A 17,187-nucleotide genomic window follows, 5' to 3' on the forward strand; every position below is an offset into this window, starting at 1 on the left:
TCCTTTTTTGATTACAACCCCAGTTGGGTTTGGATGTTTTGCAGATGAGGGACATAAAACCTGTTCTCCCCCATCTTCACATATTGAAAGACCGTCTTATCATCGATGTCCCGTTCTTCATCGACAATCTCCGAAATACGTAAACGGATCGACTCAGGCATTTCATTACAGACTAGGGCAAAACGCTGCGATACATCTTCACCTTCGATCACCAGCGCCACACCTTGTTTCTGTGCAGGATCATTTACAGCGTACACAGGCAGCTTTAAATCATGCCATTCAATATGTTCAACATTGGTCTGGGTATCCATTGCCGACAACACGATATTTTGCGGTAACAGCATCGGAACCTTTTGATGACATTCAATAATGTAGGCATCAATAAATCCGGTTGAAACCGTAATTAAATGTTGTAACTCTTGCTGGTCAATCTGCCCCAATGCCGAGTTTGCGCCTTTATTTACCATTCTTTGCTACCTCTTAGCGCACAGCCAGTAAAGTTTCAATATTTTCCAGCAAAGCCTCTTCCTGGAACGGTTTACCCATATATTGACTTACACCGAGTGACAATGCGCGTTCACGATGTTTCTCACCGGTACGTGAGGTGATCATGATAATTGGCAAGTCCCGATGCAATTCATGGTGTCGAACCAGATTGGTGACCTCGAAACCGTCCATACGCGGCATTTCAATATCCAGTAGCATCAGATCAGGTTTCACTGTTTCGAGTTGCTCCATCGCATCCACACCGTCTTTGGCCGTGACCACATCATAGCCCTGGCGCTCTAACAAACGTGAAGTGACCTTACGTACGGTGACCGAGTCATCGACAATCATGATCAGGCGACGTTCATCATAACGCTGTTTAGTGTAGCTTTCATCCGCCTGCTTGCTGCGTGCAGTTGACTGCGCTTGTCGTGCAATGTTCTGACCATCCAGAATCAAACAGACCTGACCATCCCCCAGAATGGTTGCACCCGCAATCACGCCAATACTGGAGAACTGCTGTCCGACCGGTTTCACCACAATCTGACCACGCGAACCAATCAACTGATCCACCAGCAATGCCGTGGTCTGGCCTTGGGCACCTTTGATCAGCAATACCGGTAAAGAATGCACCACACCACTTAAACGCGGTATTGGCTGGCCTGCCACAAACTCAGAAAGATAGCGTAAACGGTAACGTTCCTGATCAATGGTGAAATAGTCATCCTGACTGTCAAAGTACTGTTCCAGTGCCATAGGTGAAATACGCACAATACGGTCAATCTGGGCCAGCGGGAATGCAAACTGTTGATCGCCTGCTTTAACCATCAAGGCATCACTGACCGCAACCGTGGTTGGAACACGGATGGTAAAGGTCGTACCTGTGCCATAGGTGGATGCCACACTGACATGGCCGCCTAGGGCTTTAATATCGCTTTGTACCACATCCAGCCCGACACCACGCCCAGAAATCTGGGTGACCTGAGCCGCAGTACTAAAACCTGGATGGAAGATAAATTGTAAAATCTCTTCCTGTTCCAGCTTCTGATCTGGCGTCATTAAACCGGTTTGCAGTGCTTTTTCCTTGATACGATTGACATCAATGCCCTTACCATCATCACTGAAGGTTACGACCACATCAGTACCTTGACGGCCAATGTTCAGGACAATATGCCCGGTTTCAGGTTTCTTGGTCTGTAAACGCTGTTCACGATCTTCAATCCCATGGTCAATCGCGTTACGCAACATGTGCTCAAAAGGTGCCACCAGACGTTCAAGAATACTGCGGTCCAATTCCCCTTCAGTATTGTTCACCACTAATTCAGTTGGACGGTTCAATGCCGAAGCCGTTTGGCGCACGATACGCTGTAAACGCGGTAACAGACGTGAGAATGGTACCAGACGGGTACGCATGAGGCTTTCTTGAATTTCAGCCTGAATACGGGATTGCTGTAATAGCAAACCTTCTGTATCACGAATCTTTTCAGACAATGTGGTTTTGAAATCCACCAAGTCCGAAGCTGACTCGGCCAGTGATTTTGACAACTGGTTCAGCGATGAATACTGATCCATCTCTAATGGGTCGAAGTCGGCATAACGCGCATCTTCCCCGCCATGTCGTGCAATAATCTGGCTTTCCAGCTCACCTTCCATTCGACGTAACTGATCGGCCAAACGCTTGATCGCCAGTTCCATTTCTGTCAGCGTACCGCCGAGTTGCCCCAGATCCATCTCGATACGCGAACGGTTGATCGCATTTTCTCCTGACAGGTCAATCATCTTCTCGATGACATCCGCAGAGACACGAATCATCTCATTATTCTGCTCAATGCGCTCTGTCGTTTCCCACTCGCCCAGCATTGATGGCGGTTCTGTGCCATCGCCCTGAACAAACTCCATGCTATATTCAGGTGTGAAGATATCTCTCGCAGAAAGTTTCTGAGGAAGCTGTGCAGAAACGTCGACAAACTCCATCTTCTCCAGACTTTGTTTCAACCCATCAAAATTGGCATATTGACGTTTAAAGATGGCCTCATGCAACCATGCCAATGCGGTATTTAGCAGGTTGTCATACACATTTGAATTGAAATGATGCACACCAAACTGCTCAAAAGCATTTTCCAGATGGTAGGCAATCACGGCAATGGCATCCATCTCAGCCATGCGCGCGCCGCCTTTTAAACTGTGGGCATTACGCTGTAACTGCAGCAACAGACTACGATTACCGCGTTGTTCAAACCATTGCTTCAATAAGCTTTGAGCCTGTTCCAGTAACTCTTCTGCTTCCTCAAGGAAAGTCTGCTCCACCAGCGAGCGAACATCATCCAATGACGCTGCCACCGTCTCAACGCTTTGAGTTGCTGAAGTCGTATCACGTATCTCATCCGAAGCAACATCACTGCTTTCAGGCTGCAAGGTCAGCGTTTGCGTATCAGGTTCAGCTTCAACTAATTCAGGTACTTCTGACTGGGCCTCAACAACATCCGCTTCAATTGTTTCAAAGGTATCTACCGGCTCAAGCACAGGCTCAAGCATTGCAGGTGCAACCGTTTGGTCTGCCTGTTGCAGTAACTGCACCACATGCGTTGATGGATAATCGGTTTGCTGATCGCGAATAGTCTGAATCCGGTCTGCAATGTCATCCTGAACTAAGCGAATAATCGCAACCAGTTGTGGTGTTGCCTGAATCTGCTGATTAATCAGCTTTTCATAGAGACTTTCCAGCTCATGCGCAATCAAGCCAATATGAGGCGCCTGAATCATATTTGCCCCACCTTTCAGGGTATGCAAATAACGCATCAGATTTTTTAGCGCATTTAAATTGTGATGATCGGCAGTCCAAGTAGTTAAGTCCGCATCAATTCCGGCAAGCAGTTCATCGGCTTCTTCAAGGAAAATATCCAGCAAGTCTGGATCGAAGTCACGATTGGACGTTGCTGATTGTAATTGTTGCTGATCCAGTGCCAGTTGTGCGGCAAATACAGTGACATCGACAGTTGCATTGGCTGGGGTTGCAGTTTCCGAAATACTTGTATCAACAGCGCTATCATTAGCCTGTGTTTCAACCGTTTCAAGAACAGGTTGCGGTATAGCGGAAGTAACATCAGCTTGCGGAGCTGTAACCGCGATTTTTTCCAGATTATGGAGAGCAGCCAAAGTATGCGTTGCTGGATAATCGACCTGCTGATCACGGATAATCTGGATACGATCCGCAATATCATCCTGTACCGCACGAATCACGGCAATCAGTGCCGGCGTTGCTTGAATTTGCTGGTTAATCAGCTTTTCATAAATGCTTTCCAGCTCATGCGCAATCAAACCTATATGAGGTGCCTGAATCATATTTGCTCCACCTTTCAAGGTATGCAAATAACGCATCAGATTCTTTAAGGCATCCACATTGTTATGATCCACCGCCCATGTATTTAAATCAGTATCAATCCCGGCAAGCAGTTCATCTGCTTCCTCAAGGAAGATATCCAGCAAGTCCGGATCAAAATCACGGTTGGCTTCATCGGCATTTAACTGTTGCTTATCCAGTGCAAACTGGGCAGCTAAGTCAGTCACAGCGCTTGACGTTGCTTGTGGTTCAACCGCCAAAGTTTCTTCAACTGTATGGGTCTCGACATCCACAGGTTCTTGCTGCACAGACTCAACATTTTGTTGAGTAAATGAGCTTAATTCATTTAAGACACGTTCATGTGCTTTGGTTAAGGTGACACGCTGGCCGGCTGCCAAGGTATCAAATAACTGGATAAACTGTTGATGAACTTGATGGTAAAGTTCAAAAGCATAATCGAGATTGAGTAAACTTGGTTTAAAAATAAGATCTTGATAGCTTGAACGTAACAAACTGGTGTACTGATACATACCAATCGTTGCATGATGATGCGTATGCTGTAACAGGATTTCTGCCTGCTGACTCAATAACTGGATATATTGCGGGAACTCATGCCGTGCACGTTTCTCGAAATCAAATTCGACATCCAGTAAATCATTAATTTCCAATTCAATTAACTGAGACACCAGACCTTGTGGCCGTACTGCATCGCCATGCTTTTCTTCGAGCTGAAAATCATAACTGTCCCAAGCGACATTAAAAGTCTCATAAATTTCATTGAGCTTCTGCGGGCTGCCTGCATGCTTCAAGGTATGTAAATAATCCCCGACAAACTGTGCATAATGCGTCAGCAAAGCCGTCTCATCTGAACTTGAGTCCAGTTCTTCCTGCAATAAGGTTTTAAACAGGTTTTCAACTTTTGAACTGGCTTCAAAAACATGATCGACATGCGCCATGGCAGAACTGCCACGCAAGGTATGCAATGCACGAATCAGGGTATTGTATTGATCATTGCTTGGGCGGTCATTTTGTAAGAACTGGTTGATGGTCGCCAGATGCTCTTCGGCCTCTTCCTGGAAAATGGCCAGGGTTTCTTTGGCCAAGGCCTCATCTTCAAATGGTGCAATCCCTTCAAGCTCCGAGACAGACTCAACCTGCTGTAGCGCTTGTTCCTGTGCAGCAGTTTCAACGGCAGCATCATCTCCTAGCTCAAGGCCAGTCAGCACCTGTTCATGATTAAGATCAATGGCAAGATTTAAAAGCTCTGCCAGCGCAGGTTCAGGACTTTGCTGCTGTTGTAATTGTTGTCCGAGTAAAACCAAGGGTTTGAAATCAACCTGATGGACCTGAACTGCCTTAAAGTCATGCGACAGTTTAAAACGATAAAGATTAAAAACCGTCTGTACATAGCGTTGAATATCAGCATTCAAAATAATCGTGCCCGCAATCACACGATTTAAAGTATCTTCAACGGTCCATGCCAGTTCACCCGACGACTTCGCCCCGACCATTCTTCCAGAGCCTTTTAAGGTATGGAAATGACGGCGAATATCGCTCAGCACATTCTGTTGATGTGGTTGTTCTGTCCATTGAACAAGTAATGGTTCTAACTCAACAAAGATCTCATCCAATTCTTCAATAAAAATTTCAAGAATCTCTGCATCTTGTTCAAGATAACTGTCTTCAGGAAGCGTCATCGTTTCAACTAACGTTTTTAATATTTGTTTCATAGCTGCTTCTTTCGTTTTTATCCACTAAATGTGGGTAAAAATTACGTCTATCTATCAGACAAGATGTAGTTCCACTGCGCCATCACCTTGTTGAGATATCCAACACATCTAAAATGGAAAGACAGACACCCCCATCTGCCTTTCCAATTCGGTTTACTCAGGTAACTTAAAGTCAGTTACTGATTCACGTAACGATTCAGCCATGTTTGCCAACTCAGAAACCGAGCGTGCGGTATCAAACGTAGCGGTAGTCGTTTGTGAGGTAATTTCCTGTACGACATTCATCGTGGTTGCAATATGACTCGCAGAAGCCGACTGAAGTTTTGCCGCATCCGAAATGCTTGCAATCAGTTTCGCCAGGTCACCCGAGACCGTTTGAATCTCATCCAGTGCAATCCCCGCATCTTTTGCCAGATTCGCACCACGTACCACCTCGGAAGTGGTTTGTTCCATCGAGATTACGGCTTCATTGGTATCGGTTTGAATGGTTTTCACCAGACTTTCAATCTGTTTGGTTGCTGAGGCAGAACGTTCTGCAAGACGCTGTACCTCATCGGCGACGACCGCGAAACCACGACCTGCTTCACCGGCCATCGACGCCTGAATGGCGGCGTTTAAGGCCAGAATGTTGGTCTGGTCGGCAATATCGTTAATCAACGAGACAATGTTACCAATCTCTTGAGAAGATTCACCCAGACGTTTAATACGTTTCGAGGTTTCCTGAATCTGTTCACGAATGTGATCCATACCTTCAATTGAACGGTTTACCACTTGTGCGCCATTGGTCGCAATCTGTACTGAGCGTTGTGCTACATCAGCAGATTCAGAAGCGTTGGCAGATACTTGGTCAATCGACAATGCCATTTCGTTCATGGCTGCGGATGCGCCCGCAATTTCTTGCGCCTGATGTTCGGAAGCTTCAGCTAACTGGTTGGTAATGTTCTGGGTATCTTGGGTATAGCGTGCAACTTCTTGTGAGGTATCGGTGATTCGCGATACCAGGTCACGTAACTGATCGATCGCAAAGTTAATCGAGTCGGCAATGGCACCGGTAAAATCTTCCGATACTGTTGCATAAGAACGTAAGTCACCATCTGCCAAATCCGCGATTTCATCGAGTAAACGTAAAATCGCATTCTGGTTACGGTCATATTCGTCTTGTAAACGGGTGACACGCTCTTTATCGGTATTACTACGTAAAGCCAGTAATTGCAGTGCAGAGAAGACCAACAGACCTAAAGCACCAATCAGTACGATACCGGCAATCACATTGCCCCAGCCACCTTCCGCTTTATTGGACAAATCATTGAGTGAATTCAACAGTGCATCAGACTGCGAAAAGATTTGTGAAGAGGCCTGACGGACACGCACGATCTGGTTGGCGTTTTGCAATACCGTTGCCGCTGCTGATTTCAATACAGCGTCATAGTCAGACTTAATGCTGTCCACAGATTCACGTAAAGCAGCCGAGCTGATACGGTCTACACCCAGTTCAGAGCTACCGTTTAATTGGGCATTTAAATACACACCGAAGGTATCAATATCGGCACCGAAGTCATTTGCAGAAACACTAGAATTATCTGTACCGACCAGCACCGAGTTGATCGAACGTAAAATACGTTCCGCAATAAAGACTTGGTTCTTGGTAATAATTACCTGACTACTCGGCATGTTCTCACGCACCATCTGGTCCACCATCAGGTTATATTCAGCCTGAATCTCGGGGATGGTATCGCTAATCGCAATGTTGGTATCATAAAGCTGGTTAATGACTTTCTGTTGTGAAGCAATCAAGTCAATGTTCTTGGAAATGCCACCCCAAAGTTCGCTCACCTTCTTGTATTCATCAGAACCTTTACCATAAACACTTTCAACCGTTTCCAGGTTTTCGGTAAATTGCTTTTCTGACTCAACCAGCTTTTTCATCTCTTCAGGTTTACCAGAAGCAGTCGCTTCGGTGGCCTGACGCGAAATGGTTTGCGATAACAGACGCAACTCACCCAGACTACGGGTTAACTGGTTTGAACGCGGCACACTAACGAACAAGTAGATTAAGAGGATGACTGCAAGGGCCAAAGCAATTAAAGCACGATAGATAATCGGTTTAGATTTCTCACTTTCACCGAATAAACGGGAAAACTGATCGAGTTGCGTTCGTATATTATCCAGGAACGCGCCCCCTTTTTTCAGCCCCGCACTATCACTACCATTCTTTTTTTTAAGTTTAAAGCCCATATCAGCTTCTCCCCGAAATACGCCTTTATGTTCCGTAGCGCATTAAATTAGTTTATAAATTTTATTGATGCATTCATGTATTGAGGATTTTTTAATAACCGACTCAATAAGAACACATGCCATTGTTGATTATGCTGGTGGAAATGACCTTGACAATAGTCTTTTAACTTATGGTCCAGATCATTATTTTGAGAGAAAAAACTCTTTTTATTAAAGTGCTGAATCCCCAAAACCTGATCAACGACCAACCCCACATAATGATCTTGATGGCTAATACAAATCACTTTTTGCGTCGGAGAAAACTGGCTTCGCTGCCCTGAAATAAAATGTGTCAAATCAGAAACTGAAAGCAGTCTTCCACGAATATTTGCCAAACCACGTACCCACGCCTGGGTATTTGGTACCGGTGTATATTTCGGAGGATAAATTACCTCGGAAATTTCCCCCAATGGCGCAACAAAATATTGCCCCAACATCTCAAATGCGATGCCCGACCAGCGGTGAGTTTCGTTTTGAGTTGAAGTGTATTGCTTATTGCCTCGCTTGGATAAGCGAAGCAATTCGATAAATCCATTTGCTGCCATACCCTATCCCGTATTGAATAATGAGAAGGCTCAGATTGAGCGAAATTAACTTAATAGTTGTTTAATCACATCAATCAGCTGTTGTTCATCGACAGGTTTGGTCAAATAGTCGCATGCACCCTGACGTTTCCCCCAGACACGATCCGTGGCCTGATCTTTGGTACTGACAATCACAACCGGAATATGCTGTGTGTCCTTGCCTTTACTGATCTGGCGTGTGGCCTGAAAACCATTCATGCCCGGCATCACCACATCCATCAGCACCAGGTCAGGTAATTCTGCTTGTGCCAAGGTCACCCCATCTGCGCCATTGGTTGCTTCAATGACGTCATAACCATGCTTGGTTAAAATTTCTCTAAAGCGAAAAGTTTCAGTAGGTGAATCATCTACAATAAGTATGCGAGCCATTTTTTCCTCAATCTTTAATTTTATGCGCTAACGTGGTTGCGAATCGCGTTTAACAACTCATCTTTACTGAATGGCTTGGTTAAATATTCATCCGAACCCACGACACGGCCTTTCGCCTGATCAAACAAACCGTCTTTGCTTGATAACATAATGACTGGAATATTCTGGTAATTTAGTGAGTTTTTGATTAATGCGCAGGTTTGGTAACCGTCTAAACGAGGCATCATGATGTCAACAAAAACGATATCCGGATTAGCTTCTGCAATTTTTGACAATGCTTCAAAGCCATCAACCGCCGTAATGACTTCACAGCCTTCACGTTGCAATAACGTTTCAGCTGTACGACGAATCGTTTTGGAATCGTCAATCACCATCACCTTTAAATTCTGAAATTTATCTTCCATTTATTGTCCTGCCCCAATACTCAATACAAATTATGGTTGGTTTAATTTGTTTTATACAGATCAGTTGATATTTTTAACATATCTTTACTTGCATTATCAATGAAGTTTTTTGAACCAACCTATCAGTTTCGCTACACAATCCTAAACAGGTCACACTTTTAATTAAATTCCTAATTTTTTTGCCGAATAAGTATTTTTAATTGTCTAAATTAGCACTAATATACAACTGATTATTATTTAAAAATAAGTGATTTAATTAACTTTTTTTCGGGGAATGTAATGACTGGTTCGTTAAAGTGCGGTTTCCGCATTCGTCACTTTAGCACGATTGCTCGTACTTACATCTGCTCATTTTTTATATGCTTTGTGTCCAGCACCTGTTTTGCCGGATTAGAGTCTTCCAAGGCCACCTGGTATCGTTATTACGACAAGAACGGCGTAGCCAATGTCAGCACTTCGGTCACCCCTGAACATATCCGTTATGGTTATGAAGCGCTGGACCGCAATATGCAGGTGATGAAGCGCAACCGTCCTTATAATGCTGCTGCGGATGCACAACAGTCGGCTCAACGTGAATCGGTTGCCCGTCGTCGTGAACAGGATTTAAGATTAAAACGCGCCTATGGCAACCCGCAAATTGCGACGGCAAAACGTGACCAGATTTTGGCAAACCTAAAAAAACAGCTCAATTATCAACAAGAACAATTACAGCAACTGCAAAAAGATAAAATCGCTTTCAAGCGTCAGGAAATGGATTACCATCGTAAAGGTGAAATGCTGCCAGCCCAGTTAAAAAGTAATCTGGACAATAATTCCAAAAATATTGAAAACGTCAAAAAAACCGTGGAAAGCCTGCGCAATGCCTACCACAAAACCGAGACAGAATATGCCGATATCATCACCCGTTTAAACACATTACAATAAAAATCAGTCTTTAAAAGCCGCATATGACTGCTTTAACCTCTCCCTTTGCTCTGCTAAATAACCCTAGATTTTCAACATTTACATACATTGCAGTGCTTTATACTGCGCTAAATTGAATGATTCATGTCATAATGCCAGCAGCTCAAAGTGAGCCGATTATTTTTGCTCTTTGTTGTAGCATCTTTTAAATAACACTTAACTTTAGGACAGTTTCCATGCGCGCAAGCCGCTTTTTATTTGCAACGTTAAGAGAAACCCCAAATGATGCTGAGGTCATTTCACACCAGCTCATGTTACGTGCGGGGATGATTCGTAAACTCGCTTCTGGCTTATACTCTTGGTTGCCCATGGGAACGCGCGTTTTAAAGAAAGTCGATGCCATTGTGCGCGAAGAAATGAACCGTTCAGGTGCATTAGAAGTCTTTATGCCGGTGACACAACCTGCTGCATTGTGGGAAGAATCAGGCCGTTTTGAACAGTACGGCCCAGAATTATTACGCTTTAAAGATCGTCACGATAATCCGTTCGTACTGGGTCCAACCCATGAAGAAGTGATTACCGATTTAGCCCGTAATGAACTAAAAAGTTATAAGCAATTACCGCTGAATTTCTATCAGATCCAAACCAAATTCCGTGACGAAATTCGTCCACGTTTCGGGGTGATGCGCTCGCGTGAATTCATCATGAAAGATGCCTATTCATTCCATACCGATCAGGCGTCATTGCAAGAAACCTATGACGTGATGTATGACACCTACAGCCGTATCTTTACCCGCTTAGGTCTGGATTTCCGTCCAGTACAGGCAGATACCGGTTCAATTGGTGGTTCAGCTTCACATGAGTTCCATGTACTGGCAGCCAGCGGTGAAGACGATATCGCGTTCTCGACTGACTCTGATTATGCAGCCAATGTTGAAATGGCTGAAGCGGTTCTGGTGGGCGAACGTGCTGCCGCGACTCAAGCTTATACGCTTGTCGACACACCAAATCAGAAAACCATTGCAGATGTTTGCCAGTTCCTGAATGCAGATGCCAACCAGTCAGTCAAAGCGCTACTGGTACAAGGCCTAGCCGATGAAAAAGGTAATACACCAGTGGTTGCCCTGTTCTTACGTGGTGACCATGAGCTGAATGATATTAAAGCTGAAAAACATCCGTTGATTGCTGCACCTTTGACTTTTGCAACTGAAGCACAGTTACAAGAACATGGTTTGACGGCTGGCTTCTGTGGCCCACAAGGTCTGGTTGAAAAAGGCTTAACAGTTATCGTAGATCGTGCCGCATCGGTATTGGCTGATTTTGTTGCCGGTGCCAATGAAGTGGACAAACATGCGACCGGTGTCAACTGGGATCGTGATGCCAAATTCACAGAAGTATTTGACTTACGTAATGTAGTTGAAGGCGATCCATCTCCAGATGGTAAAGGTACACTTCAGATCAAACGTGGTATTGAAGTCGGTCATATCTTCCAGCTCGGCACCAAATATTCAGAAGCCTTAAACTGTAAAGTATTGGGTGAAGATGGCAAGCCATTAACCGTGACCATGGGTTGTTATGGCATTGGTGTAACACGTGTAGTGGCTGCGGCGATTGAACAAAACTTCGATGACAAAGGCATTATCTGGCCACAAGCGATTGCACCGTTTGAAGTGGCAATCGTACCGATGAATGCACACAAGTCACCGCGTACCCTCGAAGCAGCTGAAGCGCTTTATGCAGAACTGCAAGCACAAGGCTACGACGTGTTACTGGATGACCGTAATGAACGTCCAGGCGTGAAATTCTCTGATCTTGAATTGATGGGGATTCCACATCGTATCGTGATTGGTGAAAAAGGTCTGGATGCAGGCACTTTCGAATACAAAGGCCGTCGCGATGCCGAAGCAAGCAATCTGAACAAAGAAGAATTAATGGCAAAACTGGTCCGTTAATCTGACTAACAGATGTAAAAAAGCCGTTTAATTTAAACGGCTTTTTTATGGCTTAATTATACGGTTAAATCTTTTACCGTCTCAGATGGACCATTATTCTTGACCGATTCAATGCCCTTGTCACGTGACTGCTCACTTGCATACAGCTGGCTACTCCCGATCACCTGATGATTCGCCGCTTTTAAATTAAAATAAGGTTTGTCATTTTTCGACGTTAAACGCTCATAACGGCCATCATCCGGACTATTTTTCTGAACAGATGCAATGCCATTCATTGCCGCTGCTTTGGTTTTGTATAATTCACTATTTAAAACTGGCTCACCATTTCCTGCCTTGAGTGTAAAACGGTATTGCCCATCACTTGCCTGACTTACTTCGAACCATCCTGCCATAAGGACCTCTATTTATTGGAGTTACGTTTTGATTGTTATCTCATCCAATATAGATCAGCAATTGCCGTTTAAGAAGATTAAATTTTGTTCAAATTTGGTAAATAATGTAAATAAAAAAAGGAGCATTTACATGCTCCTTTCCAAGTTATTTGATTAAACTTTTTTCACAAACTCAGACTTCAGTTTCATTGCGCCAACGCCATCAATTTTACAATCAATATTATGGCCATCGCTTGCATCTGGCACTAAACGAATGCTTTTTACTTTGGTCCCAACTTTAACCACAGAAGATGAGCCCTTGATTTTCAAATCCTTAACAACCGTGACGCTATCCCCATCAGCCAACACATTGCCATTTGCATCTTTAATAATGTCTTGTACTTCAGCAGCCTGTGTCTCGCCTTCTTTCCACTCGTGTGAGCACTCCGGGCAAATCAATAAATCGCCATCTTGATAGGTATATTCTGATTGGCATTGTGGGCAATTTGGAAAAGACATAAAAAAAATCTCAAAAACGCTATTATGCGGGATAGAGGCTCTTTTTCAAAATTTTAGGGCTGAATATCCTTGCCAAGCAAATAATTCTTTAAGATCAGCGCATGATTTAACTCAGGATCTTGAGCCGCATAAACCAATGTTAACTGTTGATTTTCAGCCATCTGCCTGAGTTGTTCCACATGTGGATTGCCTTCTAGCTCCTGATAATAACCTTCCTGAAAACTTAACCAATGCTCGGCCTGATGACAAAACGCTTTTCTTAACTCAGTAGACGGTGCAATTTCTTTTAACCACAAGTCCAGATGTGCCCGCTCTTTTGAAATCCCGCGTGGCCACAACCGATCAACCAGCACACGCTGGCCGTCAGTTGCTGCAACAGGATCATAAATACGTTTTATTGCAATCAGCACTTTTTTCTCCTGTTTGAAGTCTGCTTAGCTTTCCATTGAAATATCAATGACCTGACCTTGCGCATTAAAGCTGACGCAAATCACATACTGGGTCATCTCATCAGGCAAAGTGAAATCCAGCATTTCACGGCTCTCAATCTCATCACTTTGCCATGAATCGGCCACCACCAATAAATCCAGAACCTGTAACGGTGTAGGTACAGCGCTTCCAGAATATTTTTTCCAATACTCTGGCTCAATTTCTTCAAGATGGTGCTGGATAAACAACTCCACACTCTCTTCTGCCTGCTGATTTTCTAAAGCAGCCCGCATTGCAACACGCGCAAGCTGCTCTCGTCCTTTAACAATTGCTTGTTCAGACATTTGATTCCCCCATTTAATTTATTCATCCAATATTTTTTGTTTTTCTCACTCAACCGATTTTACTTAACGAAAGTCTTTATTCGTCAGGTATCTCCGCTTGAACCAACAGGCCCAATAAATACAAGGATTCTTGCCAGCCCAGATAACAGGCTTCTACAGGAATCACATCAGGGATCCCCTCTTGGGTAATATGTAGCTCTGTGCCAACCATAACGGCTTTGAGCTCGATCGTGACCTGAATATCACCGGGTAAGTTTGGATCGTCGAATTTGTCGGTATAACGCAGCAACTCATTCGGGACAATTTTAATATATTTGCCTCCAAAGCCATGCGTTTGTCCTGTGGAAAAATTGGTAAAGGACATTTTATACGTTCCACCTTCCTGTGGATCGAGATGATGAACTTTTGCGGTAAATCCATGCGGTGGTAACCATTTGACTAACGCATCCGGATCAAGAAAGGCTTTAAAAACACGCGCTGGGGGCGCACTCAATACGCGATGTAGTTTTACTGTTCCAGTCATTATTGTTCTCCCATATCCACGCTCATTGTGTTTGGTCGATTTATCATAGCGACTTGGCAGGTAAATGCGATGTCGCTGATCTTTCATTTGAGCACGATTATCGACAATCTAAAGCTGCTTTTTTGTGAAAAATGGCGCAAAATAACAGTCCATATTTTAGTGATCAGAATGCAGCTTAGGATTGATCTATGAGTCAGCTTGCTTTTACTGCTTTTAGCTTAAATGGTGTAGATGCACAAAAATTTCTACAAGGCCAAGTCACCATTCACGTTGAACGCATACCAGAAAATGAAAGTCGCTATACTGCTATTTGTGATTTAAAAGGACGTATTCATTTTGGTCTATGGATTAAACGATTAAATCCAGAAAGTTTTGAGTTAGTGACCACGCAAGACCAAGCCGAAGAATTTGCCAAACATATTAAAAAGTTTGGTGCTTTTTCCAAAATGAAACTAGAACAAACAGGTCCGGTTTTTCCAGCAGTCAATGGTATTCAAACCGAGTTTTCTTCAACAGAAACTGATATCAATACTTGGCAAATTCAAGCGATTCAATCTGGACAGGCCTGGATTCAGCAAAGTACCAAACACCTGTTCCAGCCACAAGAATTACGTCTACATCAACGCGATGGCGTGCATTTCGACAAGGGCTGTTACTTAGGTCAGGAAATCGTGGCACGTCTTTGGTTTAAGGCAAAACCAAAACACTGGTTACACCTGATCCAGGCTCAAGCAGATGTACCAGCGCCAGCCACCCAACTGAGTAAAGATGTTGAAGTGGTCAATAGTGTCGCATTTGAAAATGGCTATCTCGCGCTTGTGATTGCCAAACCTGCTGCACTGACAGAACTTGGTGTGACTGTTCTGGATTTGCCTGAAGCATTGAATGGTGATGTGGCAAGACCTCAATAACGCCTTGCTTTGATAAAAATTATTGCTAAATTAGCCTCCATAAATGGGGGCTTTTTAGTCAATTTTTAAAGTCACTATATACATAAGGACATTCTTGACCTCCACCAAACTGAGTGACTTAATCAGCCGTTTTGATCTCATTTCAAAATAAAGTTGAAATCCCGTTCTTGTCGAAAATAGAAATGAGCGTTATTGTTCATCTATCCTTAACTCGACTGATTTCTAATGAAAATAATGATCAAGACACTGCTTTCAGCACTCACCTTGAGTCTGATTGGTTTGCAAACAATCTATGCAGACAGTAAAACCCTCGAGCAAAACTTCAAAAAAAATTATCCCGACATTGCTGTCAAATCAGTTAGCCCCTCCCCGTTACCGGGTATTTATGAAGTTTATGCGGCGGGTAAGATTATCTATACCGATGAAACAGCCAAATATCTTTTTTTCGGCAACTTACTGGATGTGCAAAACAAAAAGAATCTGACCGAGGACCGCTTAGCCGAGTTAAGCAAGATTGATATCAAGCAACTGCCGCTTGATCAGGCGATTAAATATGTCAAAGGTAAAGGCGAACGCACACTCTATGTGTTTAGTGATCCGGATTGTCCTTACTGCCAAAAGCTCGAGCAACACATGACTTCGGTGGATAATGTCACCGTCTATCTGTTCCTGTTCCCGCTAAAAAAATTACATCCTCAAGCCGAAGCGGTGGCCAATAAAATATGGTGCTCAAAAAATCAATATGAAGCTTGGGAAGATTACATGTTGCACCGTAAAGCCCCAAAAAGTGCGACCCAATGTGAAACACCAATACAGAAGAATCTGGCATTGGGACAAAAGCTGCAGATTGATGGCACACCGACTTTATTCCTGCAAAACGGAATGAGACTCTCAGGTAGCCCACAAAATGCTGAGCAGATTGAACAGCTTTTGAAAGAAGCAAGTACGAAGAAATAAAGATAAAATATGGAGGCTTGTTGACTCTTTTGCCCGCAAGAAGTTGCAAGCCTTTCTCCAAAATATTAATTATACCTATTTGATTTTAAATAAATTATAAAAACACATAGATCAAAACGCGCTTTTTCCCCTGCCAAGATTTATACAAATTCCTTATTTACATTTTTCCGCAAGCTTTTATGATGACAACAGCATATTGAGTTCTGCTATGCAAAGGATGAAAGCAGATCAACATGAGAAAGGAAAAATAAAGATGAAAAAATTGCTCATTGCGAGTTTAATCACCCTTGCAAGTCATACTGCCTTCGCCGCTGATAGTAAAAATGCTACTACTGATGTGTTTGCAAAAGCCACTCAACTTTATGAAGCAAAAGACTACAATGCTGCCTTTCAGGAAATGCACCGTCTGGCAGATACAGGAAATACCCAAGCGATTTATAACCTTGGTTATATGCACCAGATGGGACAAGGAACAAGTAAAGACGATAGAAAAGCTTTGCAATACTATCAGGATGCATCTAACAAGGGCTATGGCAAAGCCAGTTTCACACTTGCCCAGCTCTATCACACAGGTGATTTAGGTGTTGCTAAAAGCGATCAGAAATATAAAGAGTATTTGGATAAAGCTTCGAATCAAGGTTCAGAAGAAGCGATTGTTGAATCTGCAAATATATTATTCAGACAAGGTAAACCTGAATATGACCAGATGGCTGTGCAGAAACTATTACCGTTGTTAAGAAAGAACTATTACCCAGCTGTGCATTTAAAAGCGATTTATGATTTAAGCTTGGGAGTAAAGAACAAAAATCCATTTATGCAACAACAGTCAGTTGAAACGCTTAAAGATTTAGCGAAAAAAGGATACGCACCTTCTCTAATGGTGTTAGGAAATATGCTAGCGAATGGCGGAATTGTTACACAAAATCTAGAGGAATCCAGATCAATTTTCAATGGCCTAGCTAAACAGAATTATCCGAATGCCAAAGAATCCCTGACTCAGGTTGAAGCGGCCATTGCTGCTAAAAAAACCGCTCCCACCCAAGCCCCTAAAAAATAAGTCAATCAGCAGCACTGAATCCATTAAGTGCTGC

General features: G+C 43.4%; 16 protein-coding genes. 5 read left to right on the forward strand and 11 right to left on the reverse strand.

Going from position 1 to position 17,187, the window contains the following annotated elements:
- Positions 1–11 precede the first annotated feature (11 nt).
- The 6 genes from ACINWC323_RS02660 to pilG all read right to left on the reverse strand — a co-directional run bounded on the left by ACINWC323_RS02660 (position 12) and on the right by pilG (position 9,187).
- Positions 12–467, reverse strand: a complete 456-nt coding sequence (locus ACINWC323_RS02660) for a hypothetical protein (protein WP_005226968.1) — start codon at positions 465–467, stop codon at positions 12–14.
- Between the two features lie 13 nt (positions 468–480).
- A complete protein-coding gene (locus ACINWC323_RS02655) occupies positions 481–5,556 on the reverse strand; it encodes an Hpt domain-containing protein (RefSeq protein WP_009514997.1) in 5,076 nt (1,691 codons plus the stop codon).
- A gap of 153 nt (positions 5,557–5,709) precedes the next feature.
- The gene (locus ACINWC323_RS02650) at positions 5,710–7,791 is read right to left on the reverse strand and encodes a methyl-accepting chemotaxis protein (RefSeq protein WP_005288799.1); all 2,082 of its coding nucleotides are present in this window, start codon (positions 7,789–7,791) and stop codon (positions 5,710–5,712) included.
- A 47-nt stretch (positions 7,792–7,838) separates the two neighbouring features.
- A complete protein-coding gene (locus ACINWC323_RS02645) occupies positions 7,839–8,375 on the reverse strand; it encodes a chemotaxis protein CheW (protein WP_005226965.1) in 537 nt (178 codons plus the stop codon).
- Positions 8,376–8,420: 45 nt separating this feature from the next.
- Entirely contained in the window at positions 8,421–8,783 is a 363-nt protein-coding gene (locus tag ACINWC323_RS02640; protein ID WP_004775365.1) for a response regulator, read from the reverse strand.
- 20 nt (positions 8,784–8,803) lie between these two features.
- The gene (pilG, locus tag ACINWC323_RS02635; protein ID WP_004652356.1) at positions 8,804–9,187 is read right to left on the reverse strand and encodes a twitching motility response regulator PilG; all 384 of its coding nucleotides are present in this window, start codon (positions 9,185–9,187) and stop codon (positions 8,804–8,806) included.
- Positions 9,188–9,466: 279 nt separating this feature from the next.
- Between pilG and ACINWC323_RS02630 the strand changes: the two genes are divergently transcribed.
- On the forward strand, positions 9,467–10,111 hold the full coding sequence (locus ACINWC323_RS02630; RefSeq protein WP_009515056.1) for a hypothetical protein: 645 nt from the start codon (positions 9,467–9,469) through the stop codon (positions 10,109–10,111).
- Between the two features lie 215 nt (positions 10,112–10,326).
- On the forward strand, positions 10,327–12,042 hold the full coding sequence (locus ACINWC323_RS02625) for a proline--tRNA ligase (protein ID WP_009515006.1): 1,716 nt from the start codon (positions 10,327–10,329) through the stop codon (positions 12,040–12,042).
- Positions 12,043–12,098: 56 nt separating this feature from the next.
- Here the strand turns inward: ACINWC323_RS02625 and ACINWC323_RS02620 are convergent, their stop codons facing one another.
- The 5 genes from ACINWC323_RS02620 to ACINWC323_RS02600 all read right to left on the reverse strand — a co-directional run bounded on the left by ACINWC323_RS02620 (position 12,099) and on the right by ACINWC323_RS02600 (position 14,228).
- A complete protein-coding gene (locus tag ACINWC323_RS02620; protein ID WP_009515078.1) occupies positions 12,099–12,434 on the reverse strand; it encodes a YegP family protein in 336 nt (111 codons plus the stop codon).
- A gap of 153 nt (positions 12,435–12,587) precedes the next feature.
- On the reverse strand, positions 12,588–12,932 hold the full coding sequence (locus ACINWC323_RS02615; RefSeq protein WP_005288813.1) for a zinc ribbon domain-containing protein YjdM: 345 nt from the start codon (positions 12,930–12,932) through the stop codon (positions 12,588–12,590).
- Between the two features lie 53 nt (positions 12,933–12,985).
- A complete protein-coding gene (locus ACINWC323_RS02610) occupies positions 12,986–13,342 on the reverse strand; it encodes a DUF488 domain-containing protein (RefSeq protein WP_009515048.1) in 357 nt (118 codons plus the stop codon).
- A 24-nt stretch (positions 13,343–13,366) separates the two neighbouring features.
- The gene (locus ACINWC323_RS02605; RefSeq protein ID WP_009515016.1) at positions 13,367–13,705 is read right to left on the reverse strand and encodes a DUF2004 domain-containing protein; all 339 of its coding nucleotides are present in this window, start codon (positions 13,703–13,705) and stop codon (positions 13,367–13,369) included.
- 76 nt (positions 13,706–13,781) lie between these two features.
- Complete coding sequence (locus ACINWC323_RS02600) at positions 13,782–14,228, reverse strand: SRPBCC family protein (RefSeq protein ID WP_009515035.1); 447 nt, start codon at positions 14,226–14,228, stop codon at positions 13,782–13,784.
- A gap of 188 nt (positions 14,229–14,416) precedes the next feature.
- Between ACINWC323_RS02600 and ygfZ the strand changes: the two genes are divergently transcribed.
- From ygfZ to ACINWC323_RS02585, 3 genes are all read left to right on the forward strand, one after another.
- Positions 14,417–15,139, forward strand: a complete 723-nt coding sequence (gene ygfZ / locus ACINWC323_RS02595) for a CAF17-like 4Fe-4S cluster assembly/insertion protein YgfZ (RefSeq protein WP_009515033.1) — start codon at positions 14,417–14,419, stop codon at positions 15,137–15,139.
- 234 nt (positions 15,140–15,373) lie between these two features.
- On the forward strand, positions 15,374–16,096 hold the full coding sequence (locus ACINWC323_RS02590; protein WP_009515039.1) for a DsbC family protein: 723 nt from the start codon (positions 15,374–15,376) through the stop codon (positions 16,094–16,096).
- A 253-nt stretch (positions 16,097–16,349) separates the two neighbouring features.
- A complete protein-coding gene (locus ACINWC323_RS02585; protein WP_032881716.1) occupies positions 16,350–17,153 on the forward strand; it encodes a tetratricopeptide repeat protein in 804 nt (267 codons plus the stop codon).
- Positions 17,154–17,187: the final 34 nt, after the last annotated feature.

This window comes from Acinetobacter sp. WC-323, assembly GCF_000314615.1.
In the GTDB taxonomy this organism is placed as follows: Bacteria; Pseudomonadota; Gammaproteobacteria; order Pseudomonadales; family Moraxellaceae; genus Acinetobacter; species Acinetobacter courvalinii.

Coding starts and splice junctions, on each gene's coding strand:
- ACINWC323_RS02660 (WP_005226968.1), bottom strand. CDS start 467: ATGGTAAATAAAGGCGCAAACTCGGCATTGGGGCAGATTGACCAGCAA.
- ACINWC323_RS02655 (WP_009514997.1), bottom strand. CDS start 5,556: ATGAAACAAATATTAAAAACGTTAGTTGAAACGATGACGCTTCCTGAA.
- ACINWC323_RS02650 (WP_005288799.1), bottom strand. CDS start 7,791: ATGGGCTTTAAACTTAAAAAAAAGAATGGTAGTGATAGTGCGGGGCTG.
- ACINWC323_RS02645 (WP_005226965.1), bottom strand. CDS start 8,375: ATGGCAGCAAATGGATTTATCGAATTGCTTCGCTTATCCAAGCGAGGC.
- ACINWC323_RS02640 (WP_004775365.1), bottom strand. CDS start 8,783: ATGGCTCGCATACTTATTGTAGATGATTCACCTACTGAAACTTTTCGC.
- pilG (WP_004652356.1), bottom strand. CDS start 9,187: ATGGAAGATAAATTTCAGAATTTAAAGGTGATGGTGATTGACGATTCC.
- ACINWC323_RS02630 (WP_009515056.1), top strand. CDS start 9,467: ATGACTGGTTCGTTAAAGTGCGGTTTCCGCATTCGTCACTTTAGCACG.
- ACINWC323_RS02625 (WP_009515006.1), top strand. CDS start 10,327: ATGCGCGCAAGCCGCTTTTTATTTGCAACGTTAAGAGAAACCCCAAAT.
- ACINWC323_RS02620 (WP_009515078.1), bottom strand. CDS start 12,434: ATGGCAGGATGGTTCGAAGTAAGTCAGGCAAGTGATGGGCAATACCGT.
- ACINWC323_RS02615 (WP_005288813.1), bottom strand. CDS start 12,932: ATGTCTTTTCCAAATTGCCCACAATGCCAATCAGAATATACCTATCAA.
- ACINWC323_RS02605 (WP_009515016.1), bottom strand. CDS start 13,705: ATGTCTGAACAAGCAATTGTTAAAGGACGAGAGCAGCTTGCGCGTGTT.
- ACINWC323_RS02600 (WP_009515035.1), bottom strand. CDS start 14,228: ATGACTGGAACAGTAAAACTACATCGCGTATTGAGTGCGCCCCCAGCG.
- ygfZ (WP_009515033.1), top strand. CDS start 14,417: ATGAGTCAGCTTGCTTTTACTGCTTTTAGCTTAAATGGTGTAGATGCA.
- ACINWC323_RS02590 (WP_009515039.1), top strand. CDS start 15,374: ATGATCAAGACACTGCTTTCAGCACTCACCTTGAGTCTGATTGGTTTG.
- ACINWC323_RS02585 (WP_032881716.1), top strand. CDS start 16,350: ATGAAAAAATTGCTCATTGCGAGTTTAATCACCCTTGCAAGTCATACT.